Annotated in this window: 21 protein-coding genes; 20 read left to right on the forward strand and 1 reads right to left on the reverse strand. The window is 34.0% G+C overall.

The genetic code is table 11. From position 1 onward, the window contains the following. The first annotated feature begins 27 nt into the window (after positions 1-27). The 15 genes from CJ229_RS00550 (at position 28) to CJ229_RS00620 (ending at position 17,665) form a co-directional block, all read left to right on the forward strand. Entirely contained in the window at positions 28-3,240 is a 3,213-nt protein-coding gene (locus tag CJ229_RS00550; RefSeq protein ID WP_317846583.1) for a DUF3427 domain-containing protein, read from the forward strand. A 127-nt stretch (positions 3,241-3,367) separates the two neighbouring features. Further along, a complete protein-coding gene (locus CJ229_RS00555; RefSeq protein ID WP_317846584.1) occupies positions 3,368-4,216 on the forward strand; it encodes a DNA adenine methylase in 849 nt (282 codons plus the stop codon). Positions 4,217-4,234: 18 nt separating this feature from the next. Further along, positions 4,235-5,557: a type II restriction enzyme gene (locus CJ229_RS00560; protein WP_317846585.1), complete on the forward strand. Its 1,323-nt coding sequence runs from the start codon at positions 4,235-4,237 to the stop codon at positions 5,555-5,557. A 456-nt stretch (positions 5,558-6,013) separates the two neighbouring features. Next, the gene (locus tag CJ229_RS00565) at positions 6,014-6,208 is read left to right on the forward strand and encodes a DUF4177 domain-containing protein (protein WP_317846586.1); all 195 of its coding nucleotides are present in this window, start codon (positions 6,014-6,016) and stop codon (positions 6,206-6,208) included. Next, positions 6,208-6,717: a DUF2165 family protein gene (locus CJ229_RS00570; protein ID WP_102167532.1), complete on the forward strand. Its 510-nt coding sequence runs from the start codon at positions 6,208-6,210 to the stop codon at positions 6,715-6,717. Before CJ229_RS00565 ends, CJ229_RS00570 begins: the two co-directional genes overlap by 1 nt. Before the next feature lie 238 nt (positions 6,718-6,955). Continuing rightward, positions 6,956-7,705: a DeoR/GlpR family DNA-binding transcription regulator gene (locus CJ229_RS00575; protein WP_180953408.1), complete on the forward strand. Its 750-nt coding sequence runs from the start codon at positions 6,956-6,958 to the stop codon at positions 7,703-7,705. Positions 7,706-7,717: 12 nt separating this feature from the next. Then, complete coding sequence (locus tag CJ229_RS00580; RefSeq protein ID WP_102167534.1) at positions 7,718-8,998, forward strand: four-carbon acid sugar kinase family protein; 1,281 nt, start codon at positions 7,718-7,720, stop codon at positions 8,996-8,998. 18 nt (positions 8,999-9,016) lie between these two features. After that, entirely contained in the window at positions 9,017-10,018 is a 1,002-nt protein-coding gene (gene pdxA, locus CJ229_RS00585) for a 4-hydroxythreonine-4-phosphate dehydrogenase PdxA (protein ID WP_070710353.1), read from the forward strand. A 43-nt stretch (positions 10,019-10,061) separates the two neighbouring features. Further along, positions 10,062-11,453, forward strand: a complete 1,392-nt coding sequence (locus tag CJ229_RS00590) for a GntP family permease (RefSeq protein WP_068131075.1) — start codon at positions 10,062-10,064, stop codon at positions 11,451-11,453. Between the two features lie 793 nt (positions 11,454-12,246). Then, the gene (locus CJ229_RS00595) at positions 12,247-12,489 is read left to right on the forward strand and encodes a hypothetical protein (protein ID WP_145998148.1); all 243 of its coding nucleotides are present in this window, start codon (positions 12,247-12,249) and stop codon (positions 12,487-12,489) included. Between the two features lie 373 nt (positions 12,490-12,862). Beyond that, a complete protein-coding gene (locus CJ229_RS00600) occupies positions 12,863-14,377 on the forward strand; it encodes an ABC transporter substrate-binding protein (protein WP_317846587.1) in 1,515 nt (504 codons plus the stop codon). Positions 14,378-14,396: 19 nt separating this feature from the next. After that, a complete protein-coding gene (locus tag CJ229_RS00605) occupies positions 14,397-15,344 on the forward strand; it encodes an ABC transporter permease (protein ID WP_040929161.1) in 948 nt (315 codons plus the stop codon). Beyond that, positions 15,341-16,153, forward strand: coding sequence for an ABC transporter permease (locus CJ229_RS00610; RefSeq protein ID WP_068130558.1), 813 nt, complete (start codon positions 15,341-15,343; stop codon positions 16,151-16,153). The genes CJ229_RS00605 and CJ229_RS00610 overlap by 4 nt, the downstream gene beginning before the upstream one ends. After that, positions 16,146-16,922, forward strand: a complete 777-nt coding sequence (locus CJ229_RS00615) for an ATP-binding cassette domain-containing protein (protein WP_070622105.1) — start codon at positions 16,146-16,148, stop codon at positions 16,920-16,922. Before CJ229_RS00610 ends, CJ229_RS00615 begins: the two co-directional genes overlap by 8 nt. Beyond that, positions 16,919-17,665 (forward strand): ABC transporter ATP-binding protein, encoded by a 747-nt coding sequence (locus CJ229_RS00620; protein WP_068130551.1) that lies wholly within the window; start codon positions 16,919-16,921, stop codon positions 17,663-17,665. Before CJ229_RS00615 ends, CJ229_RS00620 begins: the two co-directional genes overlap by 4 nt. Before the next feature lie 87 nt (positions 17,666-17,752). Here the strand turns inward: CJ229_RS00620 and CJ229_RS00625 are convergent, their stop codons facing one another. Further along, positions 17,753-19,093 carry an MATE family efflux transporter gene (locus CJ229_RS00625; protein ID WP_068130548.1) on the reverse strand — a complete coding sequence of 447 codons (1,341 nt, stop codon included), beginning with the start codon at positions 19,091-19,093 and terminating at the stop codon, positions 17,753-17,755. Between the two features lie 123 nt (positions 19,094-19,216). Here CJ229_RS00625 and CJ229_RS00630 point away from each other — a divergent pair, with 123 nt between their 5' ends. The 5 genes from CJ229_RS00630 (at position 19,217) to arsC (ending at position 22,871) form a co-directional block, all read left to right on the forward strand. Beyond that, positions 19,217-20,020 (forward strand): MerR family transcriptional regulator, encoded by an 804-nt coding sequence (locus tag CJ229_RS00630; protein ID WP_317846588.1) that lies wholly within the window; start codon positions 19,217-19,219, stop codon positions 20,018-20,020. Between the two features lie 31 nt (positions 20,021-20,051). Continuing rightward, positions 20,052-20,753, forward strand: a complete 702-nt coding sequence (locus CJ229_RS00635) for a VOC family protein (RefSeq protein WP_102167536.1) — start codon at positions 20,052-20,054, stop codon at positions 20,751-20,753. Between the two features lie 100 nt (positions 20,754-20,853). Further along, a complete protein-coding gene (locus CJ229_RS00640) occupies positions 20,854-21,171 on the forward strand; it encodes an ArsR/SmtB family transcription factor (RefSeq protein ID WP_102167537.1) in 318 nt (105 codons plus the stop codon). After that, entirely contained in the window at positions 21,168-22,457 is a 1,290-nt protein-coding gene (gene arsB / locus CJ229_RS00645; protein WP_102167538.1) for an arsenite efflux transporter membrane subunit ArsB, read from the forward strand. The genes CJ229_RS00640 and arsB overlap by 4 nt, the downstream gene beginning before the upstream one ends. Before the next feature lie 15 nt (positions 22,458-22,472). Beyond that, positions 22,473-22,871 (forward strand): arsenate reductase (thioredoxin), encoded by a 399-nt coding sequence (gene arsC, locus CJ229_RS00650; RefSeq protein ID WP_070710360.1) that lies wholly within the window; start codon positions 22,473-22,475, stop codon positions 22,869-22,871. The last annotated feature ends 27 nt before the right edge of the window (positions 22,872-22,898 follow it).

Raw genomic sequence — 22,898 nt, forward strand, 5'->3', positions numbered from 1 at the left:
CGTATGCGTAAGCATGCGGCTTTTTTTATGTTGAGAAAAGAATTACTTAATGGTGTAATAGAAATAATAGAGAGTGGTGATATTATGTCATACGAGCGTTCTGATCTCGATTCAATTATCTATGAATCGATGAGTGAATATAAAACGACATCGAAGTTTTTATTAAACAAGAAACTATTGAGTGATAAAGCTTCTCTTCAGTATTTCCATAATAAGCATGAAGCGAAAACACAAGATGAAATCATTCAATTTAAAAATAATCCGAACTATTCGATTAGAGATTTAGTACTTTACATGAATGAAAGAGTATCAGGTGATTTAAACTCATTTCCGTTAGCATTATCTTTATATGGTAATCAAAATTTAGATGAGTATAAACATGAGTTAACAGATGAATTTCAGTTAATGGAAAGTAAACTAATTGTAAATGATCATTCTACAGGAGAGTTTTTACTGAATCACTTAAAGAATGAATTATTAACATGTTCTAGTTTCGATATTATCGTGAGCTTTATTAGAGGCTCAGGCCTTAATTTACTTATAAATACGCTAGATTTATTACATAAATATAATATAAAAGGTCGTATTATTACGACGACTTATATGAACGTAACTGAATCTAAAGCACTAGAAGTATTAAAAGAGTATCCAAATATTGAGTTAAAAGTTTATGAAAGTCAAGATTTTAAAGATAGCTTTCATACGAAAGGATATATATTCCATAGAGAAAATAACTATGGATTTGTAATTATCGGATCTTCAAACATTTCAGCTGCTGCATTAAAAACAGGTGAGGAATGGAATATACGTACGTATGAACGTGCAAGCGACTCAATATACGATAATATGTCAGCACGTTTTGAACGTCTATGGAATCATGAAAATACAGTTGAAGTTACCAATGCTTATATTAAAAAATATAAGCACTTCCTAGAAACAAAAACTGTTTTAAAACCGCTAAAAACATCTTTTAACAGTAAAGTATTAACAGAAGGTAAATCATCGAAGATTTTACCGAACTCAATGCAAATGACAGCTATAAAAAATATGCTAGAGTCAGTAAATAAAGGTTACAAACGAGGACTAGCGATTGCTGCAACTGGAACAGGTAAGACATTTCTTTCCGCAATGTGTGCAAGAGAACTTGAACCTAAAAACGTATTATTTATAGCACATAGAATTGAATTACTAAATGGTGCTAAAGAAACATTCAAAAAGATTTATAACAATCATTTAGAAGAAGATTTTAAAATATACAAAGGTAGTAAACGAGAAATTGCGAAATTTACTTTTGCATCGATTCAAACGCTATATAACGATTATGAAAAGATAAATACAGATGAATTTGATCTAATCATCATTGACGAATTCCATCACGGCTCGTCACCAACTTATAAAGCAATTATCGACTATTTTAAACCAAACTTTTTACTCGGTTTAACCGCAACGCCAGATCGTACTGATGGGGGGGATATATATGAACTTGCGGAATACAATATTATCGTTGATGTTAGGTTACAGCATGCACTAGAGAGTGAATTACTCGTACCATTCCAGTATTACGGAATTAGTGATACGACAATTGATTTAGCTCAAAAGGATAATATTAAAGAAGATGATTTAGTTAAAATCTTAAATACGAATCGTCGAGTAGATTTTATAGTAAAAAAGATGGAACAATACATTTTAACAGATACGAGAAAATGTTTAGCTTTCTGTCAAAATATTGAACACGCTGAATATATGAATGCAGAGTTTTTAAAAAGAGGATATCATTCAACGGTACTAACTGGAAAAGATAACGATGAAACGCGTTCAGAAACGATTAAACAACTCGAAGACGACAGTCATCCACTTGAAATAATATGTATCGTTGACCTATTTAATGAAGGTGTCGACATTCCTAAAGTCAATTTAATACTATTCTTAAGACCTACAGAATCCGCAATTATATTTACACAGCAACTCGGCCGTGGATTACGTAAAGCTAAAGACAAAGAGTATTTAACAGTGCTCGATTTTGTAACGAATAATAGAAATAACTATCTCATTCCGATCGCATTAAATGGTAACAAAGAGTTCATAGACAAACAAAAGCTTAAAAATAGCGTGAAAAATAACTTTGTGAACTTATCTAGTTCTATTCATATAGAACTAGATCACATATCAAAAGAGCGTATACTACAAAGTCTTGATAATACGGACTTTATGAGAGCAGAATTCATTAAAAAAGATGCGCGTCAATTTTTAGAAATTATACGTCTCGAAACTAAAAATGATGAGAAAAAACTATCAATCATGGACTTTTATAGTCACGAGCAAGCACCATCACTGTCGCGATTATTTAAGGGCGCATATAAAAACTTATCGATACTCAATAAACGTATCGATGCAGAACGAGAAGTTGATAAGGAAATCAACGAATCACCATATTTAACATTTGTCATGGATCAGATAATGAAAAGTATTCCAGTAAAAATGTTATACGACCCGATTATCTTAATAATGGCGATACTAAATAAAAATTTACAAGAAAAAGATGTCATTTCGTACATAGAAGATAAGTTAAAAGTTCAACTTAACACCCAAGCAAAAGATAAAATTCACTACGCTTTTAAAAGAATATCTGAAATCAAATTTAAAAAGAAGGCTCTATTTAAATACACCGATGGAGTATTACAATCAGACTATAATTTATCTGAACAAGTGAGAAAAGAGTTAAATGAGTTCTTAGAATTCATACAACTGAGCTATAAACAAAACTATCCAGTGGACAACTTAAATAACAGTAACGAACTACTGCTTTATGAGCAATATTCAAGAAGTGAAACCCTTGCACTAGTAGGATACGATAAAAGTATCTATTCACTACGTGAAGGGGTCCTACAATATCGCGGAGACCACTACTTATTTGTAAACTTAGAGAAGAATGAAAAAACAGTAGAAGAGCATCTACTGTATGATGATTATTTTATATCACAACATCAGTTCCACTGGCAATCACAAAACCAAACCCATGAAGATACACCAACTGGTCAACAGTACATTCATCATAAAAAGAATGGTAAGAAAATACATCTCTTCGTACGACGAGAAAATAGTGAAGACAACTTAACGCTACCATTTTACTACCTTGGTGAAGTAGAGTACGAATCCCATGAAGGTGGAAGTCCAATGTCGATTATTTGGAACTTTAAAGAAGCGGTTCCGAAAGACGTTATGGATGATTTAGAAAGTTAATGATGAGAAGTCTCTGAAAAGAGGCTTCTTTTTTGTTTAATGAAATTCACATTCAGAGGTTTAATTGAAATACATTTTCGAATACATTAAAATTAAGAGACTATATTTTACATAAGGAGTTTAATAAATGTATCAAAAAAACTTATTTCTTAAGCCCTTTATTAAATGGGTGGGCGGTAAACGTCAGCTCCTTGATGTCATTACGAGTAATTTACCAAAAGAGTTTAATCATTATTATGAACCGTTTATTGGTGGTGGTGCTGTATTTTTTGAATTACAACACACACCATCATTAATCAATGATTACAATACAGAATTGGTAAATGTTTATGAAACGATAAGAGATAATATCGATGAATTAGTAGAAGAGCTAAAAATTCATGATGCAAAGAACTCTAAAGACTATTATTTAGAAGTTAGAGCTTGGGACAGAACGGATAACTATTTAAATAGAACCAATGTTGAACGTGCTGCAAGATTTATATACATGAATAAAACGGGTTTCAATGGGTTATATCGAGTTAATAAAAAGAATCAATTCAATGTACCATATGGAAAATATGTGAATCCAAATATTGTCAATGAGGGTTTATTAAGAGAAGTATCAGAATTCCTTAATGAAGATGGTATAAGAATCACTGCTGGTGATTTTGAGGAAGCAGTTAAAGATGCGAAAGCTGGAGATTTTATATATTTCAATCCTCCTTATGCACCACTAGATGTAGATTTAAATAACTTTGTTGGTTATACAGATAACGGATTTGGATATGATGAACAATTAAGATTAAGGGATTTATTTGTTGAGTTAGATGAGAGAGGTTGTTATGTGATGCTTTCAAATTCAAGCTCAGAAATAATCCATGAATTATACAAAGATTATAAAGAGACAACATTAATTGTTGGAGCAACACGTGCGGTGAATTCAGTAGCTACAGGACGTGGCAAAGTTGATGAAGTTATAGTAAAAAACTATTAGAGATAAGTAGGTGATTACGTGACTAAAACTTCAAGGAAAGTTAATAAAACAGATGATGCTTGGAATAAACTTTTTGAAAAATATAATATTAAAGACGAAGTTGAGAATAATGGTTTCTTCAGAATTACTTCAACTCAAATTAATGAGTTTAGAGAAGCTAGACTCATGACTAAGTTTGACCACTCAAATCAGTTACCTACTTTGTTTTCTGAAAATAACTTTTCAATACTACCAGATACAAGAGGAACTTATATTATTGGTAGATTCAAGGCTTATGAAAAACTTAAAATGATTCCAACAAAGCCAAAGTTTGTTAAATTACCAGAGTATATTGAAACGATAGATATTCACAATATTACGAGTGAAGCGGTTGCTTTAAACGTGGCGCATGCTTCTGGTATGGTCGATGAAGTTATGAACAAAGTTCAAAATAAAGATACAAGTGAGAAAAGTGTTCTAACCCTAACAGGACGAATGAGTTCGGGTAAATTATTCTATAAGATCAACACTCGTAGTAAGTTGAATGATGAAGTTTATAATTTTGAAGTAACAAATAGCCAAGTTGAGATAGACGGAAGTTATGAAGATGATAGTTCCATTGCTTTAATTGAAGCTAAGGCAAAAGTTCCAAAAGATTTTATGATACGTCAACTTTATTATCCATTTAGAGTAATAAACTCAATAACAGATAACAAAAAGATACTTCCGATATTTTTTACATTCGCTGATGACGTGTTTTATTTTAGTGTTTATGAATTTACAGATGCTATGAATTACTCGAGTATCAAATGGAAAGGGCAATACAGCTTCATACTCAATGAGAACTTGAATCTGGATATTAGACATATTCATAATTTTATAGAAAAAACACCTATGAAATATGAACCTAATGATGTTGTTTACCCACAAGCAGATAATGTGATGCGTTTATTAGATATGATTGACTATTTAGTTGAACCGAAGAGCAAAGAAGAATTAGCAAAAGAATATGAGTTTAATATAAGGCAAAGTGATTATTATGCCAATGCACTCGTGTTTTTAGGGCTTGCGCAGAAGCAAACGGACTTAAAGTTTTCATTATCAAAGCTTGGCCAAAAAATTCAAAAAATGTATAACAATAATGAAAGAAATAAAATCATTATTGAGTGTATGCTACAATACAACACTCTCAGAAAGGCATTCTTATATTATGAAGAGCATGGGCCAAATGGGTTTAATAAATATGTATCAGGAATTTTATTAAACAATATACATTCAATCCAATCAGAGTCGACGGCAAAACGTCGTGCAGGGACAGTAAAAGGTTGGATAGAATGGATTTATAGTGTGACGAGTAAATAATAATGACTCACAAATTTCAGAGAGTTTAAACCATGAAAATTTTATTTCCTCTCTTGTAAAATTTCGTAATTATCACTCTCATTATTTTCAAAAAAACTAAGCTAAGTTTGAGATAGATGATATGACCATTATTTATTTGCTAAGAAGTATTGCTAAAGATTTTATACTAGAAAAGATGGGGTCAAAGAATCATTTACAACTACTTTTCAAGGATAATATGAATTTATGCCATTAGACATAAATTAATTTATTTAGGTTGATAATTAAGCAGTTTATAACTATATAAATTCTACTTAAAAGACTTTTGTTTTTGTACTCCTCTAAACTTTAGAATAGAGGAGTATTTTTAATTTCTATCATGTTTTAATAGATATTCAATTTTTCTACATAATTATGTTGATTTATAGTAACAAAAGTAATTTAAACTTATAATAAATATAGAAAGGAGGTTCTCCGATGTATATCTATGACATTGTCTCACTATCCGTATCTGAAAAGAGAGAGGGACTCAGTTTAAAAGACAATTACTCAAATATCATTCAACAAAAGGCTCAAGAGGGATGGCGTTTTGTTCAACTTGTCAACTTAACAAACTTATCAAGAGAACAACGAAGAATCAATCTAATTTTTGAGAAAAAGGAGAGAAAGTAATGTCAACTCTAAGTTTAAGATTTTTAAAGATTTTTGTATTATTCATCACTGGTTTATTTGGACTTTTTGTCTTTGCAGGAAATCTCATGGATTATAATTCAAATTACCAATTTGTCCATCATGTTCTATCTATGGATACAACCTTTGAAGGCAATGCACTCATGTGGAGAGCTATTGAAAGTACGACAATTCATACGATTGCATATTGGGGAATTATTATCGCAGAAGGTCTATTTTCTTTACTCGCATTTATTGGAGTATATCGTATGATAAAGGCTGTTAAAAAACCTGGTAAAGACTTTAATAAAGCTAAAGATTTTGGTTTTTACGCTTATTTGCTAGGTTTTACGATTTGGTTTGTTGGATTTATCGTAGTTGGTAGCGAATGGTTCGCTATGTGGCAATCACAAATCTGGAATGGTAAAGAAACAGCTATGAGTATTTCAACTCTCTGGGCAGCTTTTGTAATTTTACTAGCTCTTAAGGATGAAGATTTAATAGATGGTTAATGAATATTTTATTAATAGTTCAAGTGAAAATTTTGCTCTACGCCTCTAAAGTTGATTTATGAAATTCAACTTTAGGGGTGTTTTTGTTTGAAAAAAGAGAATAACCTTGTGATATTTTTTATTCTGCTCAATGTTTATTGTTAAAAATTATCATAATAAAACATAAAGTTGTTATATATTATCAAAAACAGTTTACATTTTGTGAAATAATCAATACAATAAAAATTAGGTGATGCGATTGTCTAAGGAATCTAGAAAGTCTAAAATTATAGAGTTTTTAAGTGAACATGAAACTTTGACAATTACGTCTATTGCAAAGTTTCTTGAGGTATCTGAAATGACAGTAAGAAGATACTTGAAAGAGTTAGAGGATGACGAAATTGTTCTTGGTACTAATAATGGTTATATGCTCATGGATAATATAACAACAGAGTTACCTTTTTTTAAAAAACAGTTAGTCAAAGTAGACGAGAAAAAAGAGATAGCTATTAAGGCGCTTAGTTTTATTAAGCCGAATGATCATATATTTTTAGATGCTGGGACTACAACTTTTGAATTAGCTAAATTACTAAAGGATGTTAATTTTCCTTTAACAATTGCGACTAATGATATTAAATCTTCATCTATTTTAGTGGATAGTCATCACACTGTAATTTTAACCGGAGGCATTATTCAGAACAATGTTGGTTCTATGTACGGGGTACATACAATTAGGTATTTAGAAGAATCAAAGTTCGATGTCTCTTTTGTTGCAACAGAAGCGATTTTTGACGGTTCAATTTATGCGCCGACAAGAGAAAAGGCTTTTATCAAAAAACTAATGATTGAGAGTGGGTATACTTCGTACTTATTAGTGGATGATAGTAAGTTTGACCGTTATTCTTATTCTAAAATTGCAAACTTAGACAAGTTTGATGGTATTGTCGTAAACAGTGAGTTAGATGATGTTACTAAGAACTGTATAGAGCAATTTACAAAAGTGATTTGAGGAGTTATCTAAGTGAAAATTGGAATTATAGCAGACGATTTAACAGGAGCGAATGCCACGGGTGTACGTATGAGTAAAAGTGGATTTCGTCCAGCAACTTACTTTTATAACAAGGATATTATAAGTAATGAAAATATCGATACTGTAATTATTGATACTGATAGTAGATATTTAAGCAAGGATATCTTAAAGACACGTATAAATCAATCGCTTGAGAGCCTGTTTAAGTGTGACATTGATTTTATTTGTAAGCGGATTGATTCGACGATGCGTGGTAATGTTGGCAACGAAATTGACTTACTACTTGATTATGTTGATGAAGATAATGTAGCCGTTGTTGTACCTTCATTTCCTGATTCAGGTCGAGTTACTATTGGTGGATACTTAGTTGTTAATAATATTCCATTACATAAAACGGATGTGGCCAATGATCCAATTATGCCAATTAACACGTCTTGTATTTCAGAGATAATAGAAAGCCAGTCTAAATACGAAGTTGGTTTAATGACTATTAATGAATTATCAGGCAATTGTGATGAGTTTATCGAAAAGTTTAAAGGTATAACACAAACTGGTAAGAGAATTGTTGTGATTGATGCAGCGACCAATCAAGATATTGAATTTATTGCAGAGTCATTATCGAAGGTGAATTTACCTATTATACCTGTCGACTCAGGACCTTTCACAGCAGCATATTCAAAATTTAAAGTAAATCAAAAAGTAGATAACAGCAAAATTATTGTAACAGTCGGTAGTGCAACAAAAGTAACAGAGAAGCAGTTAACTTATCTAATAGATCGTATGAATATTAAGCCTGTTGTTCCAGACATATATAAGCTTGCCTCTTTTGATGATAATTTTGAAAATGAAATTAACCGTTGTGTAAGACAAGCAAAGCTAAAATTAAAAACAAGTGAAACAGTCATTATTACAACTAATGAAGAGAATCTTGTCATTATTGATATACAAAAGCTAGCGAAAGAAAATAATGTACAACCAGAAGAAGTTACTAAACGAATTACTGATGGTTTGGCAATAATTACTAAAAAAGTAATTGATGAGACTGATTATAGTATTAAAGGATGCTTTACAAGTGGTGGGGATGTGACAGCATCACTAACTACTATTATGAATGCCAACGGTATTACTTTGATAGATGAGGTTGCTCCATTAACAGCATATGGAACGCTCATTGATGGTGAATATGATGGTCTTCCAATCATTACTAAAGGCGGTATGATTGGTGATATTAGAACAATATATGAAGCAATAAAATATTTAAAAGCGACTTAAAATTAGGAGGAAATTTTTATGAATAAAAAAGCAATTATAGCAGTACCAATGGGAGATCCAGCTGGAATTGGTCCAGAAATCACAGTGAAATCATTTTTAAATAAAGAAGTATTAAATAGTGCAAACATCGTTGTAGTTGGTGACAAAGATGTCATAGAAAGAGCATTAGAAATTACCGCAACAGACTTAAATGTTAACGTTATTGAATCGGTAAAAGATGCGAAGTTTGCAACTGATACGATTGATTTAATTGACATGAACAATGTAGATATGGATACATTTAAATTTGGCGAAATTCAAGCACAGTGTGGTCAAGCAGCATTTGATTATATTGAAAAAGCAATTGACCTTGCGATGAAACACGAAGTAGATGCTCTCGCAACGACACCTATTAACAAAGAATCGTTATACGCAGCAAAAGTACCGTTTATCGGTCATACAGAAATGCTAGAAGAACTTACGAATTCACACGATCCGTTAACAATGTTCCAAGTGTTAAACTTAAGAATTTTCTTCTTAACACGTCACTTATCTCTAAAAGATGCAATTGACCAAATGACTAAAGAGCGTGTGCGTGATTATATTGAACGTTCTTATGATGCGTTAATTAAGTTAGGCGTAGAGTCACCAAAACTTGCCGTTGCTGGTTTAAATCCACATAGTGGGGAGAACGGATTATTTGGTATGGAAGAGGTAGAAGAAATCACTCCTGGTATTAAGTCAGCACAAGAAGACGGATTTGATGTAACTGGTCCAGTTCCTGCAGATTCCGTATTTTTCCAAGCATTAAATGGTAAATATGACGCAGTAATTTCTTTATATCATGACCAAGGTCATATCGCTGCTAAAATGACGGACTTTCATAAGACAATTTCAATTACAAACGGATTACCATTCCTAAGAAGTTCTGTTGACCACGGTACAGCATTTGACATTGCTGGTAAAAATATCGCTTCAAGTGAATCGATGGAAGAAGCAATTAAATTAGCAGGAGAATATGCGCTTAGCTTTAGAAATTAATAGGCGCATATTCTAGCGCCTTTCATAAATAGGGGGAACTATTATGGAAGTATCTTCAGCACAAATGATCTTAGGTCTAATTGTGGCAATTGTTTTGTTAATTTTTCTCGTATTAAAAACGAGAGTTCACGTGTTTTTAGCATTAACAATTTCCGCAATTATTGCTGGTTTAATTGGTGGTATGGAACCGACTGACGTCGTCACAGCCGTCTCACAAGGATTTGGTTCGACACTAGGCTCGATAGGTATTATTATCGGTTTTGGTATCATGATTGGTAAAGTGATGGAGATTTCTGGTGCTGCCGAAAGATTAGCCTATCAAGTCGTTAAATTTGTCGGAAAGAAAAAAGAAGAATGGGCGATTGCATTAGCAGGATACATCATTTCAATTCCAATATTTGTAGACTCAGCATTCGTTATTTTACATCCTTTAGTTAAAGCGTTGTCTCGCCAAACAGGTAAATCTGTAATTACACTTGGTGTAGCACTCGGTATCGGTTTAGCTGCAACACACCATGCTGTACCACCAACACCTGGACCACTCGGGGTAGCAGGTATTTTTGGTGCAGATATCGGACTAATGGTATTACTTGGTTTAGTTATCTCAATACCAGTCGTAATTTCAGGTGTATTATACGCACAGTGGTTAGGAAAGAAGATTTATCAGTTGCCTGAAGCGGATGGTGAGGGGTATTATCGTCCGACAACTGAAGAAGTGTTTGAAGATTTTAAAAACCAGGCGAGTGAACGTGAAAAGGAATTACCAGGTTTTACGTTATCGCTGATGCCAATTTTAATTCCGTTATTACTGATCTTTTTAAACACAGGTATTAATGCACTCGTTGAAATCGATGTTATACATATAAATGAAACAGTGCATTCTTATATAACGTTTTTAGGTAGCCCAATTATTGCAGTAGCGATTGGATTACTATTTGCATTATTTACATTAGCAAAACGTTTTACTGTAGAAGAAACACTCGAAGAACTTGAAGTTGGTTTAAATAATGCTGGAATTATTTTACTTGTCACAGGAGCAGGTGGCGCATTTGGTGCAGTGTTAAGGGAGAGTGGTGCAGGTACAGTTATTGCAGAAGAAGTAGTAACTTGGAGTGTTCCAGCAGTACTTATTCCCTTCTTAATTGCCACATTTGTTCGACTTATCCAAGGATCAGGTACAGTTGCTATGATTACTGCAGCTTCAATTTCTGCACCAATACTTGGTAATTTAGATATTAATCCAGTACTTGCAGCTCAAGCAGCGGCATTTGGTGCGATGATTTTCTCTTATTTTAATGATTCTTTATTCTGGGTTGTTAATAGAATGATGGGAATCAAAAAAGTTAAAGAACAGGTACTTGTTTGGTCAGTTCCAACAACAATTGGTTGGGCTGTATCAGGAATTACATTAGTTATTTTAAGTTTATTCATATAATTATTTATAATATGAAAGCTCTCTTCATAGTATTATGAAGAGAGCTTTTTTTCTTTCATATATATATCATTTAATAATAAAAATATTTTAAAACTTTATAAAACATTTACATATTTTGCAAAATAATTATAATAAAAACTAGATGATACCGTTACCTTAAAACAGATTGCTAAGAGGTATATTTAACAATTTAGTTTATATAGAGCGCTTACTGGGAAAGAGAACGGTATAAGAATATCTGTTCTATTTTGACCTAGATTGTTATTTCTGTTGAACTCTGTAAGTGACAATACTTATATAGGAGGCACAGCTAATTGAGAAATAAACATTCTATTCTTCTTACTTCTATATTGAAGGATTTCGGGATACATATGGGAAAAGAAGTTTTGTAAACAGATATAAAATCTTTTCATACTAAATATTGGAGTAATTCTAATGAAAAATACTTAATCTATTATTCGTAATGGGACTATCGTTCGTGCTAGTTGCGTGTGGTGATAGTTAGGATGACAATGAGAAAGATACAACGAAAGAAGAAAATGAAACAGAAGAAGTAAATAAAGAAGAATCATCAGAAAGAGATGATAAGACTGATGAAAAAGTAGTAGAAGTCGGAGAGGCTGTCGATGTAGAAAGCTTTGAGTGGGATGTTCCGTATCAGGTAACCGTAAATTCTGTTGATCTTGTTAGTGAATATAATGGTGAAGATATTACAGAATATGTTAGTAATGCTGATGAGAACATTAAATTTCTTGTAGCGAATACTATAATAAAGAATACTAGTGATGAACCTATGATTACAGGAGAGTACGTGATTCCTAGACTTGGTATTGATAAAGGAGGCAGTGGTGAAAGTTTCATTTTTGAGTTGTCAGAAGAAGAGCTCTCAAAAGAAATTGCACCTGGTGAAGAAGTAGAATTGGATTTTGTATTTATACAAGATCTACTAACTGTTCGTGATCCAGAAGGGAATGTATATTTACATTTCGAAGGAATGAGAGATGATCAAAAAACATACAGAATACCTACAAAATAATCTATAATGTATCCATGTTTAACGGATGATTGATATCCGTTAAACATGGGTTTTCTTTTTATTTTTAGAAAATTTTTATTAGTAGTATTCTACTATGATGGACACGTCTTATCCTCAGTCAAATCCAACTGCTCTTCGTTCAGCACTCTTATTAGAAACATAACTGCTAATTTTAAAAATAAAACCAAAGTGACTTTTTAAAAATTTAAGTATGGAAGTAAAAATTATGATATATTCATGTGTGTTGATATATAGATAGAAGGTTTCATGTATCAAAAGTTAAAGATGCGCATCTTTTTTTCAATTGATAAAACAACCAAAATCATGGAAAATATAATCAATAGAATAAACTATTTATACTAAGGAGACCAAAATGAAAATAAAATTTGGTGTATTATTTGTAGCACTTATGCTTACGCTTTTGTTATCGGCTTGTGGAAAAAGTTCTGAGGAAGTCGAGGAAATATTAAAAGAAGATAAAGTTGAAGAAACGAAAGATGGACTTAAAATCGCAATATCTGTGGATCCAGATGGGTTAAATCCGCATCGAACAACTGCTAGTTCGACGTTTGTCATCACAAACAATATTTATGACACGTTAGTCAAAGTGACAGAAGACGGAGAAATCGTGCCAAGTTTGGCTGCATCTTATGAGCAGTCTGATGACGGAAAGACACTCACATTTCACTTGCGAGATGACGTTAAGTTCCATGATGGCGAAAAGTTCACAGCAAAAGACGTGGCTTATTCATTTGAACGCATCAGAGATGATTTAGGGCCAAGAAAAGATAACTATGAATACATAACAGAAGTCAGTGTAATTGACGATTATACGATAGAATTCAAAGCGGAAGCACCATCTGCAACATTTATAAGTGACTTTGCATACCCATGGGCAGCGATTGTTAAAGACGGTGCTGGAGATGACTTAAAGAAATCACCAGTAGGCACGGGACCATATAAGCTTGTGAACTGGACGCCTCAAGATAAGGTTGTTCTAGAAGGTGTCGAACACTATAACGAAGGTGCAATTAAACATATTGAGTTTAAGATGATGCCAGATTCAACTGCACAGGTAACAAGCTTCAAAAAGGGCGATATAGATTTAATCGAAACTACAGGGGATGTTGCAGAGACATTAGGTGATGCAAAAATCGTTGAAATCGACAATAACTCTGTACAGATCATGGCTATGAACTTAGAAAACGAGCATTTAAAAGATGAAAAACTGAGACAAGCAATCAATATGGCAGTTGACAAAGAAGAACTCATCAAAGCAGTGTGGTGGGGATATGGTAAAGAAATCGGCTCGCACTATCCCCCTGTTTTAAAAGGATATGTCGACACAACAGACACTTATCCGTATGATGTAGATAAAGCGAAACAACTCGTGAAAGAGTCAGGCAGAGAGGGCATCACATTGAATATGAAACTTCCAACAGACTATCCAAACTATGTGAATGCAGGACAGATTATTGCTGAAAAATTAGAGGCAATCGGAATTCATGTTAAAATAGAGACGATAGAATGGGGTACATGGTTAACAGATGTCTATGGTAACCGTGACTATGATCTCACAGTCGTTGGACACACAGGTCGTATCGAAGGTTATGATTTACTAGAGAAATATGGAAGCACGCGCTCGGATAACTACTTTAATTATAAAAATGCAGAAGTAGACGAACTTTTATCATCTATTAAAGTAGAATTAGATGATGATACACGTATGGACATGTATAACCGTGTCCAAACGATTCTAGCAGAAGAAGTTCCAGCATTGTATATTCAAGCGCCAACACGTATTTACGCGATCAGTGAAGACTTAGAAGGATTCACGTCATATCCAATCGATGTTTTTGAATTAAAAGATTTAAAATTTAAAGAGTAATCAATAGGTGATGGATGATATGAAAGAAATTATAAGACGCATTACGAGTAGCATAGTACTTATAATTGTCGTATCATTTATCACTTTTTTTATGTTGATGATGATACCTGGAGATGCGGTGGAAATTAGTCTCGGAACAGAAGCCACACCAGAACGTGTCAGAGAACTTCGAGCAGCTCTCGGGATGGATGCTGCTTGGTATACGCAATATTTTAACTGGTTGACCAGTGCGATAACTGGTGATTTTGGTGTGTCTTTTACATATGGTGAGACAGTGACAGCACTTCTATTAAGTAGGTTACCTGTTACGTTAACACTCATGGTGATGTCAATCGTAATTGCGGTGCCTTTAGCACTCACAATTGGTGTCTTTGCTGCATTAAAACAAAATAAGACGTTTGATATTATAGCGAGAACGCTCATGCAAATTGGTGACGCGATGCCACAGTTTTTTATTGCACTCATTTTTCTCGTTTACATCGCTGCACAGTTTGACGTGTTTCCGATATCTGGATTTAAACCATTTACGGAGAGTGTTTATGGTGGCTTTATGAGCTTACTACTGCCGGCACTTGTGCTCGCATTTGGTATGATTGCGACACAGATTAGGATCGTGAGAAGCTCGATGTTACATAGTTTAAAACAAGATTATATGCTCATGACCCGAGTGTCTGGAATGAATCCTGTTTTTGCAATCATTAAATATCCACTGCGTGATGCGTTGATTGCACCACTTACAGTTATTGGTATTCAAATTGCGGGGTTAATTTCAGGTGTGATTGTCGTAGAGAGTATTTTCAGTTTGCCTGGAGTTGGCCGACTGTTATTTAGTGCAGTCTTAAAACGAGATCTCTTCTTAATTTTAGGGCTCGTGAGCTTTATTGTGACTTCTGTCATAATCATTACGCTTATCACAGACATACTCTATATTCTCCTGAATAAGCGAATGAGGAGGAAAGAGTCATGAGAAAATATGTGTTTATATTGAGCGTAGTACTCTTACTCATTCCGTTATCGCTAGGAATAGTGTCATTTTTCTATACACCATATCCGATTACAGAGATGGATATTGATAATCGTTTTTCTTTGATGTCTAAAGAGCATCTACTCGGTACGGATCAGTTTGGTAGAGATATATTATCTAGGTTAATGGTTGCGTCACGCTATGCGTTACTTTTAGGAACGGTTTCAGTCACTTTAGGCTTATGTGCTGGGATTTTCATAGGTGTCATTTCTGCTTTATCAAATAAGTGGATCAGCATGATTTTCCTAAGGTTTATAGATGGGATGCTCGCATTCCCAGGTATCGTACTTGCTATGATGTTTGTGGTTGTATTTGGGGATGGACTTTACTCTACACTTATTGCAATCGCGATATTTATGATACCAATATTTGCTAGACTGACGTATTCACTCATTAAAGAACAACAACACGCACTCTATATAGTGGCGGCAAAAAGCATGGGACTATCGACAATGAGAATTGTGTGGAGACATTATCTCCCAGTCATTTTGCCTAGACTCGTAACACAATTCAGTGCAAGTATTGGATCTGCAATTTTAATAGAATCCGCGTTATCTTATTTAGGACTTGGTGTCGTTCCACCGAACGCGAGTTTTGGACTGATGTTAAAAGAAGCGCAGAGCTTTATGCTGAGCTATCCATATTTAATCTTGCCGTCAGGGATATTACTTGTGATTACTGTCCTTGGTCTGAACTTAATGGGAGATACGTTGAATGATCGACTCATGAAATTAGGTGATACTAATGATTGATATAAAGGCACTCGAAGTGCGCACAAATGAAGGAAAGAGACTCGTACAGCCATTTGATTTCTATCTTAAAAAGAGAGAAATTGTAGGGGTATTTGGGGAATCAGGTTCAGGGAAAACAATATCGACACAAGCGATGTTTAACTTGCTTCCGAGATCACTCGTGTCACATGCTACGCTAAAAATGGTAGAAGATAAAAACATAGATGACCTTAAGTCGAGCGATTACCGAAAACTCATCGGACTTGATGTTGGATATATTCCACAAAATACAACGGAATTTTTACATCCGTTAGTAAAAATTAAGCACCAGATGTTAGAGGGTTTCGTGACGCATCAGTGTGGCACTAAACGTGAAGGATTAGAACGTGCGACGGAATTGTTAGAACTTGTGGGGCTTAAAAATCCTAAAAAAATCTTGAACGGATACGTGTTCGAACTTTCTGGTGGAATGCGCCAACGCGTCAATATCGCACTCTCCCTAATGACGAAGCCACGTATAATTATTTTAGATGAGCCGACGACTGCTCTAGATAGCATCACGGAAAACGAGATAATGGAGTTTTTTAAAAAACTGAATCAAGAAGAAGGCGTGTCGCTCATTTTAATCACACATAACATGAAACTGATAGAGAAGTACACGGACCGTGCGTATGTTTTCTATAAGGGAGAAATGGTAGAGACGAATGATACAAAGACGCTATTTAAGCATCCAACGCATCCGCATACAAAAGCACTCGTCCAAGTATCGAGAGAGGAGGACGTGAGATGATTTTATCATGTGAAAATGTGTCTAAAAACTTCAAAGATACAATAGCTTTGAAAGATGTGAGTTTGGAACTTAAAGAAGCGGAATCTATCGGAATTGTTGGAGAATCTGGGTCCGGAAAGTCTACACTTGCGAATATCCTTGGCGGACTTGTAAGTCCAAACTCAGGAACTGTATATTTTGAAGGTGAAGATATCAAAAGTATGAAAAAACGTAACTACCTAAAATTTAGACAAAATGTGCAGTTTGTATTTCAAAGCCCTAAAGAAAGTCTACATCCATATTTGAAGGTAAGAACGTCACTCCGAGAACCATTTTTTGCGAAAGGACTTCCGCGAAAGACAAAAAAAGAGATGGATAGAGAGATACTTCGCGCATTAGAACGTGTGCAATTAAACGAAACGATTCTAGATAAATACCCGCACCAGTTAAGCGGTGGACAAGCACAGCGCATATCGATCGTCCAAGCGATGATCACTGATCCGAAAGTGGTAATATTTGACGAAGCGGTCTCCGCACTAGATATACTCGTGCAAAAAGAAGTCATCGAGATTTTGAAGAAGTTACGACATAACATTCGCACTTCATATCTATTCATCACGCACGACATATCCACAGTAAAAACACTGACAGATAGAATCATCGTTATGAAAGACGGACAGATTGTAGAAGTAGGTAAAACGGACGATATTTTGAACAATCCACAAAATCCCTATACCAAAAAACTTATTGCGAGTTCGATATGAAGTGTTTGATAAGCTAAATACTAACCATGAGTATTCTTTTTATTTTTAGAAAATTTTATTAGTAGTATTCTACTACGATACATTTCATCACGCTTTAGGAATTAATGGTATCCATTTAAATTTTAAAGATAAAAACATGATAACCATTGTAAGTCCCTCTGCTATTGGGAATACAAGCCAAATCGCGTTTGGTCCAAATAGAATTGGCATTATAAATAATAGAGGGATGAAGATAATAAAACTACGTAATAAGCTAATCATAATCGCGATACGAATTATACCGATTGATTGATAGAATTCCGTGAGCACCATGTTGATTCCTAAGAATAAGTATCCAATGAAGAATAGGGTGATTCCGATTTTTATATAACTAATTACTTCGGTACCTTCAATACCAAATAGCCATATGATGAGTCCTCTCCCTAAGACTCCAATTACAAAAATGAGGACACCGACTATGAATCCAGTGACTGTTGCGATACGGATAAATTGTTGTAATCGTTCAAAGAGTTTTGCACCGTAATGATAGCTCGAAATTGGTTGAAGTGCTGCACCCACTCCAATGAATAACATCAAGAACACAGTGTGCATGTAGTTTACAACCGCATAAGAGAAGATTCCTGTTTCACCGACATAATGACTAAATGTAACGTTCAGCCCAATCATCATTACTGCAGCTGAGGCTTCCAATATAAAACTTGGAAATCCAATTGAAATGATATTGCGAACAATAGATGGGTCGATCTTTATCTTTACGAGTGCCAGTTGACTTCGTTTAGTTAAAAAGTGCGTCACGAGGACTAAAATACCGATAACAGTCGCAAGGACTGTAGCATATGCGGCTCCTTTTACACCCCAGTTGAAGATGAAAATAAAGATGTAATTTAGGATAATATTTACAACCGATGTGACAACTAAGCCGACCATCGCGAGTGTTGGATTCCCGTCGTTACGTATAAAAATGCTCAGAATGTTTTCTAACACGAAGAAGATTCCGAATACTAAAATGACGTGTAGATAATCGAGCACATAACTAATGATTGCATCATTTGCGCCGAATAGGTACGCGAGTGGTTCTTCAAATACGAGACATACTCCAATGATGATACCAGTGACGACAACGGTAATAATAATCGCGTGTGTAAAAATCGATTTTGCACGATGCACATTATTTTGTCCTAGAGCAATGGAGTACAGGGTTGCTCCACCCATTCCAATCCATAGAGAAAATGCTAAGATGACTGAATAAATGGGCAAAGCGATGTTGACTCCAGCCAGTCCGTTATCTCCTACACCGTGGCTCACGAAGAGTCCATCGACTAAAATGTTGATGGCCATGAGCATCATTCCAAATAACGATGGAATTAAATATTTAAGGAAAAGTTTTCGTGGTTGCATCGTTTGCATTGTAGTGTGTACGCGTTCCATAAAAATACCTCATTATATATATATAAATCTGTTCCGTTTGTTCTTACTATATTATGATAATAAATTATACAGTAACCATATAGTCAAGGACGGGAGAGATAAAAACTGGAATTTTTAAAAAATTTGTTTACCACTGGAGAATTCGCAAATATTTGTAACGTGAAGAAACAAACACTTTTTCATTATGATGATATTGATTTGTTAAAACCTGAGTATGTAGCTCCGAATGGATATCGGTATTACTCATTTCAACAAGCAGAAGTGTTTACGGTCATTGAAATATTAAAAGAGATTGGTATGTCTTTATCTGATATAAAAGATTTTTTAAATGCCAACAATTTAAAAGAAACAGCTGAGATGTTAACTGAAAAAGCGGAAATGATGCAGCAGAAGATTGAGGCACTACAGCGCACGAAAGAGATTATTCAAAACAAGAAAGAGCAGATTGTAAATGCGATAAATCTCGATATCGATAATATTACAATTGAACATTTAGAGAGAGAATACTACGTGCTAAGCAAAAATATTTTAAATAGCACTGACAAAGAATTTACGGAAGTAATGATGTCATTTATCAAACATATAAAAGAAGAAGGGCTAGATATTGGATATCCAGTAGGTGGGGTGATTCCAAAAGCACAAATTGAAAAGAACGATTATTTAAATGTGTCTCATCTATTTATGAGAATTAAAGAAAAAGCTTTAAAGAATCCATTCATTAGAAAATCGTGCACTTATGCGGTAGGTTATCACAAAGGCTCGTACATAAAGACATACGAAACATATGAAAAAATGAAATCTTTTATAGATAGCAATGGATATCAAATTAGTGGAGATACGATTGAGGAGTACGTCATTGATGGACTCAGTGCAATAGGTGAAGAAGATTACATTACAAAAATTATGATACAAGTGGAAGGAAAATGAGCGGGATAATTATAGTAAAGGAGGCGTTCATATGACAGTATTATTCGACCACATCATCTATTTTTCTGAAGATCCTAGTGCAATGAAAGACGAATACGAACAAAAAGGGTTTTATACTGTGACCGGCGGTACACACGACATTTGGGGCACGTATAATACACTATTACACTGCGGGCTCTATTATATTGAATTTTTAGGGATAAAAAACAGACAAACCTTCGAGAAGTACAACGAAGATAATGTAGATTACACGCTCATGTCTTCCATATATAAAGAAAATTACCGTGAGGGTATGCACAACTTTGCACTTCGAACGACTGACATCGAAGCTCTCAGTACGTCGCTCGAGAATTCAGGATTCGAAATCGATGGGCCTCGCACATTCAAGAGAGAAAAAGAAAATGGAGAAGTAGTCTCATGGAAGTTGTTATTTATAAAAGACAATAAGACGAACGTCCCTATGCCATTCATCATTGACTGGGGTATGAGTGACGAAGAGAGACTAGAAAACCTTGAAGCAGGAAGCATACTAGGAGATAACGGTAAACTATTAGAAATTAAGGTAGCAGTAGAAAATGTTGATAATGCGATTCACGCATTCGCCGAAGCTTTTCACTTAAATAAACATGATGAGAACACTCTGGAATTAGGTAAAGTAAGACTAACATTTACGGAAGAGTTACAAGAAAATCAGGTAGTAGTCGAAACAGACGGAGAGACATTCATAATTTAATGTAATTAACGTTTCGTAAGGGTTTGTAAAAAAATAACAAAAGCACATAGACAACAATCTATATAGATGTTAATCTATTTACCATCTAGGAGGTTTAGTCATGTCTTATAAAGAACTATCAAAAATATTAAAAGTCTTATCAGATCCAAGTCGGTTGGAGATATTAGATTTACTATCTTGTGGGGAATTATGTGCTTGTGACTTGCTGGAATACTTTCATTTCTCACAACCAACACTCAGTCATCATATGAAGTCTTTAGTAGATAATGAATTAGTTACAATAAGAAAAGACGGTAACAAGCATTGGTATCAACTGAATCATGATAATTTAGAAGATATTATCAAAAATTTAAATATCATTAATACATCGACCGAAAGATGTGTATGTAAAAATGTGAAATCAGGTGATTGCTGTTGATGGTTTTAGCAATTGTGATTTTTCTTTTAACTTTAATTTTTGTGATATGGCAACCAAAAGGATTAGATATTGGTATTACAGCTCTGATTGGGGCAGTTGTGGCTATCGTTACAGGAGTTGTAAGTTTTTCTGATGTACTAGAAGTAACAGGTATTGTTTGGAATGCAACTCTAACTTTTGTAGCTGTTATTCTAATTTCATTAATATTAGATGAAATTGGATTTTTTGAATGGTCTGCAATACATATGGTCAGAGCTTCAAATGGTAATGGGTTAAAAATGTTTGTTTTTATTATGTTACTTGGAGCAGTTGTAGCAGCATTTTTCGCAAATGATGGTGCAGCTTTAATATTAACGCCTATTGTATTAGCAATGGTAAGAAGTTTAGGGTTTAATCAAAAAGAGATTTTTCCTTTTATTATAGCTAGTGGATTTATTGCGGATACGACATCACTACCTTTAATTGTCAGTAACTTAGTGAATATTGTTTCTGCAGATTACTTCGATATTGGATTTATTGAATATTTTAACCGTATGATTGTTCCTAATATATTCTCTTTAATTGCTAGTATTGTCGTTTTATGGTTATATTTCAGAAAATCTATACCTAAAACGTTTAATGCAGAAAATCTACCCAATCCTAAAGATGCAATTAAAGATCTTAAACTATTTAGGATTTCATGGATTGTATTAGCAATACTACTTGTTGGTTATCTTGTTAGTGAGTTTATTCAGATACCTGTATCTTTTGTTGCTGGTACGATTGCTATAATCTTTGTGCTATTCGCTCGAAAATCTAAAGCAGTTAATACAAAACAAGTGATTACAGGTGCACCATGGAACATCGTTCTATTTTCTATTGGTATGTATTTAGTTGTATTTGGATTAAAAAATGTAGGTATCACAACATTTTTAGCTGAAATATTAACTAATATTTCAAGTTATGGATTATTCATCAGTGTGATGGGTATGGGCTTTATAGCTGCTTTCTTATCATCAATTATGAACAATATGCCAACTGTTTTAATAGATGCAATAGCGATTGGTCAATCTAGTGCTACAGGACTACTCAAAGAGGGTATGGTTTATGCGAATATTATAGGTTCTGATTTAGGACCTAAAATTACGCCGATTGGTTCTTTAGCAACATTATTATGGCTACATGTTTTAGCACAAAAAGGTGTAAAGATTTCATGGGGAACATACTTTAAAACGGGAATTGTCATTACTATTCCAGTCCTATTTGTAACACTCTTAGGATTGTATTTTACACTAATCATATTTTAAAAAGAGGCTTTAATTATGGATAAGAAAACAATTTATTTTATATGTACTGGCAACTCTTGCCGTAGCCAAATGGCTGAGGGTTGGGGGAAGAAATTATTAGGTGAAGACTGGAATGTCTATTCTGCTGGTATTGAAACACATGGTGTTAATCCTAAAGCAGTAGAAGCTATGAAAGAAGTAGGTATTGATATATCAGACCATACGTCAGACTTGATTGATAATGATATTTTAAAACAATCAGATTTAGTCGTAACGTTATGTAGTGATGCAGATGAGAATTGTCCGATTTTACCACCAAATGTTAAAAAAGAACATTGGGGTTTTGATGATCCTGCGGGTAAAGAGTGGTCAGAATTCGAGCGTGTTAGAGATGAAATTAAATTAGCGATAGAACAATTTAAATTGAGATACTAAAAAAGAGGCGAGTCATTTCGCCTCTTT

It is taken from the genome of Nosocomiicoccus massiliensis (assembly GCF_002871345.2).
Classification (GTDB): Bacteria; Bacillota; Bacilli; order Staphylococcales; family Salinicoccaceae; genus Nosocomiicoccus; species Nosocomiicoccus ampullae_A.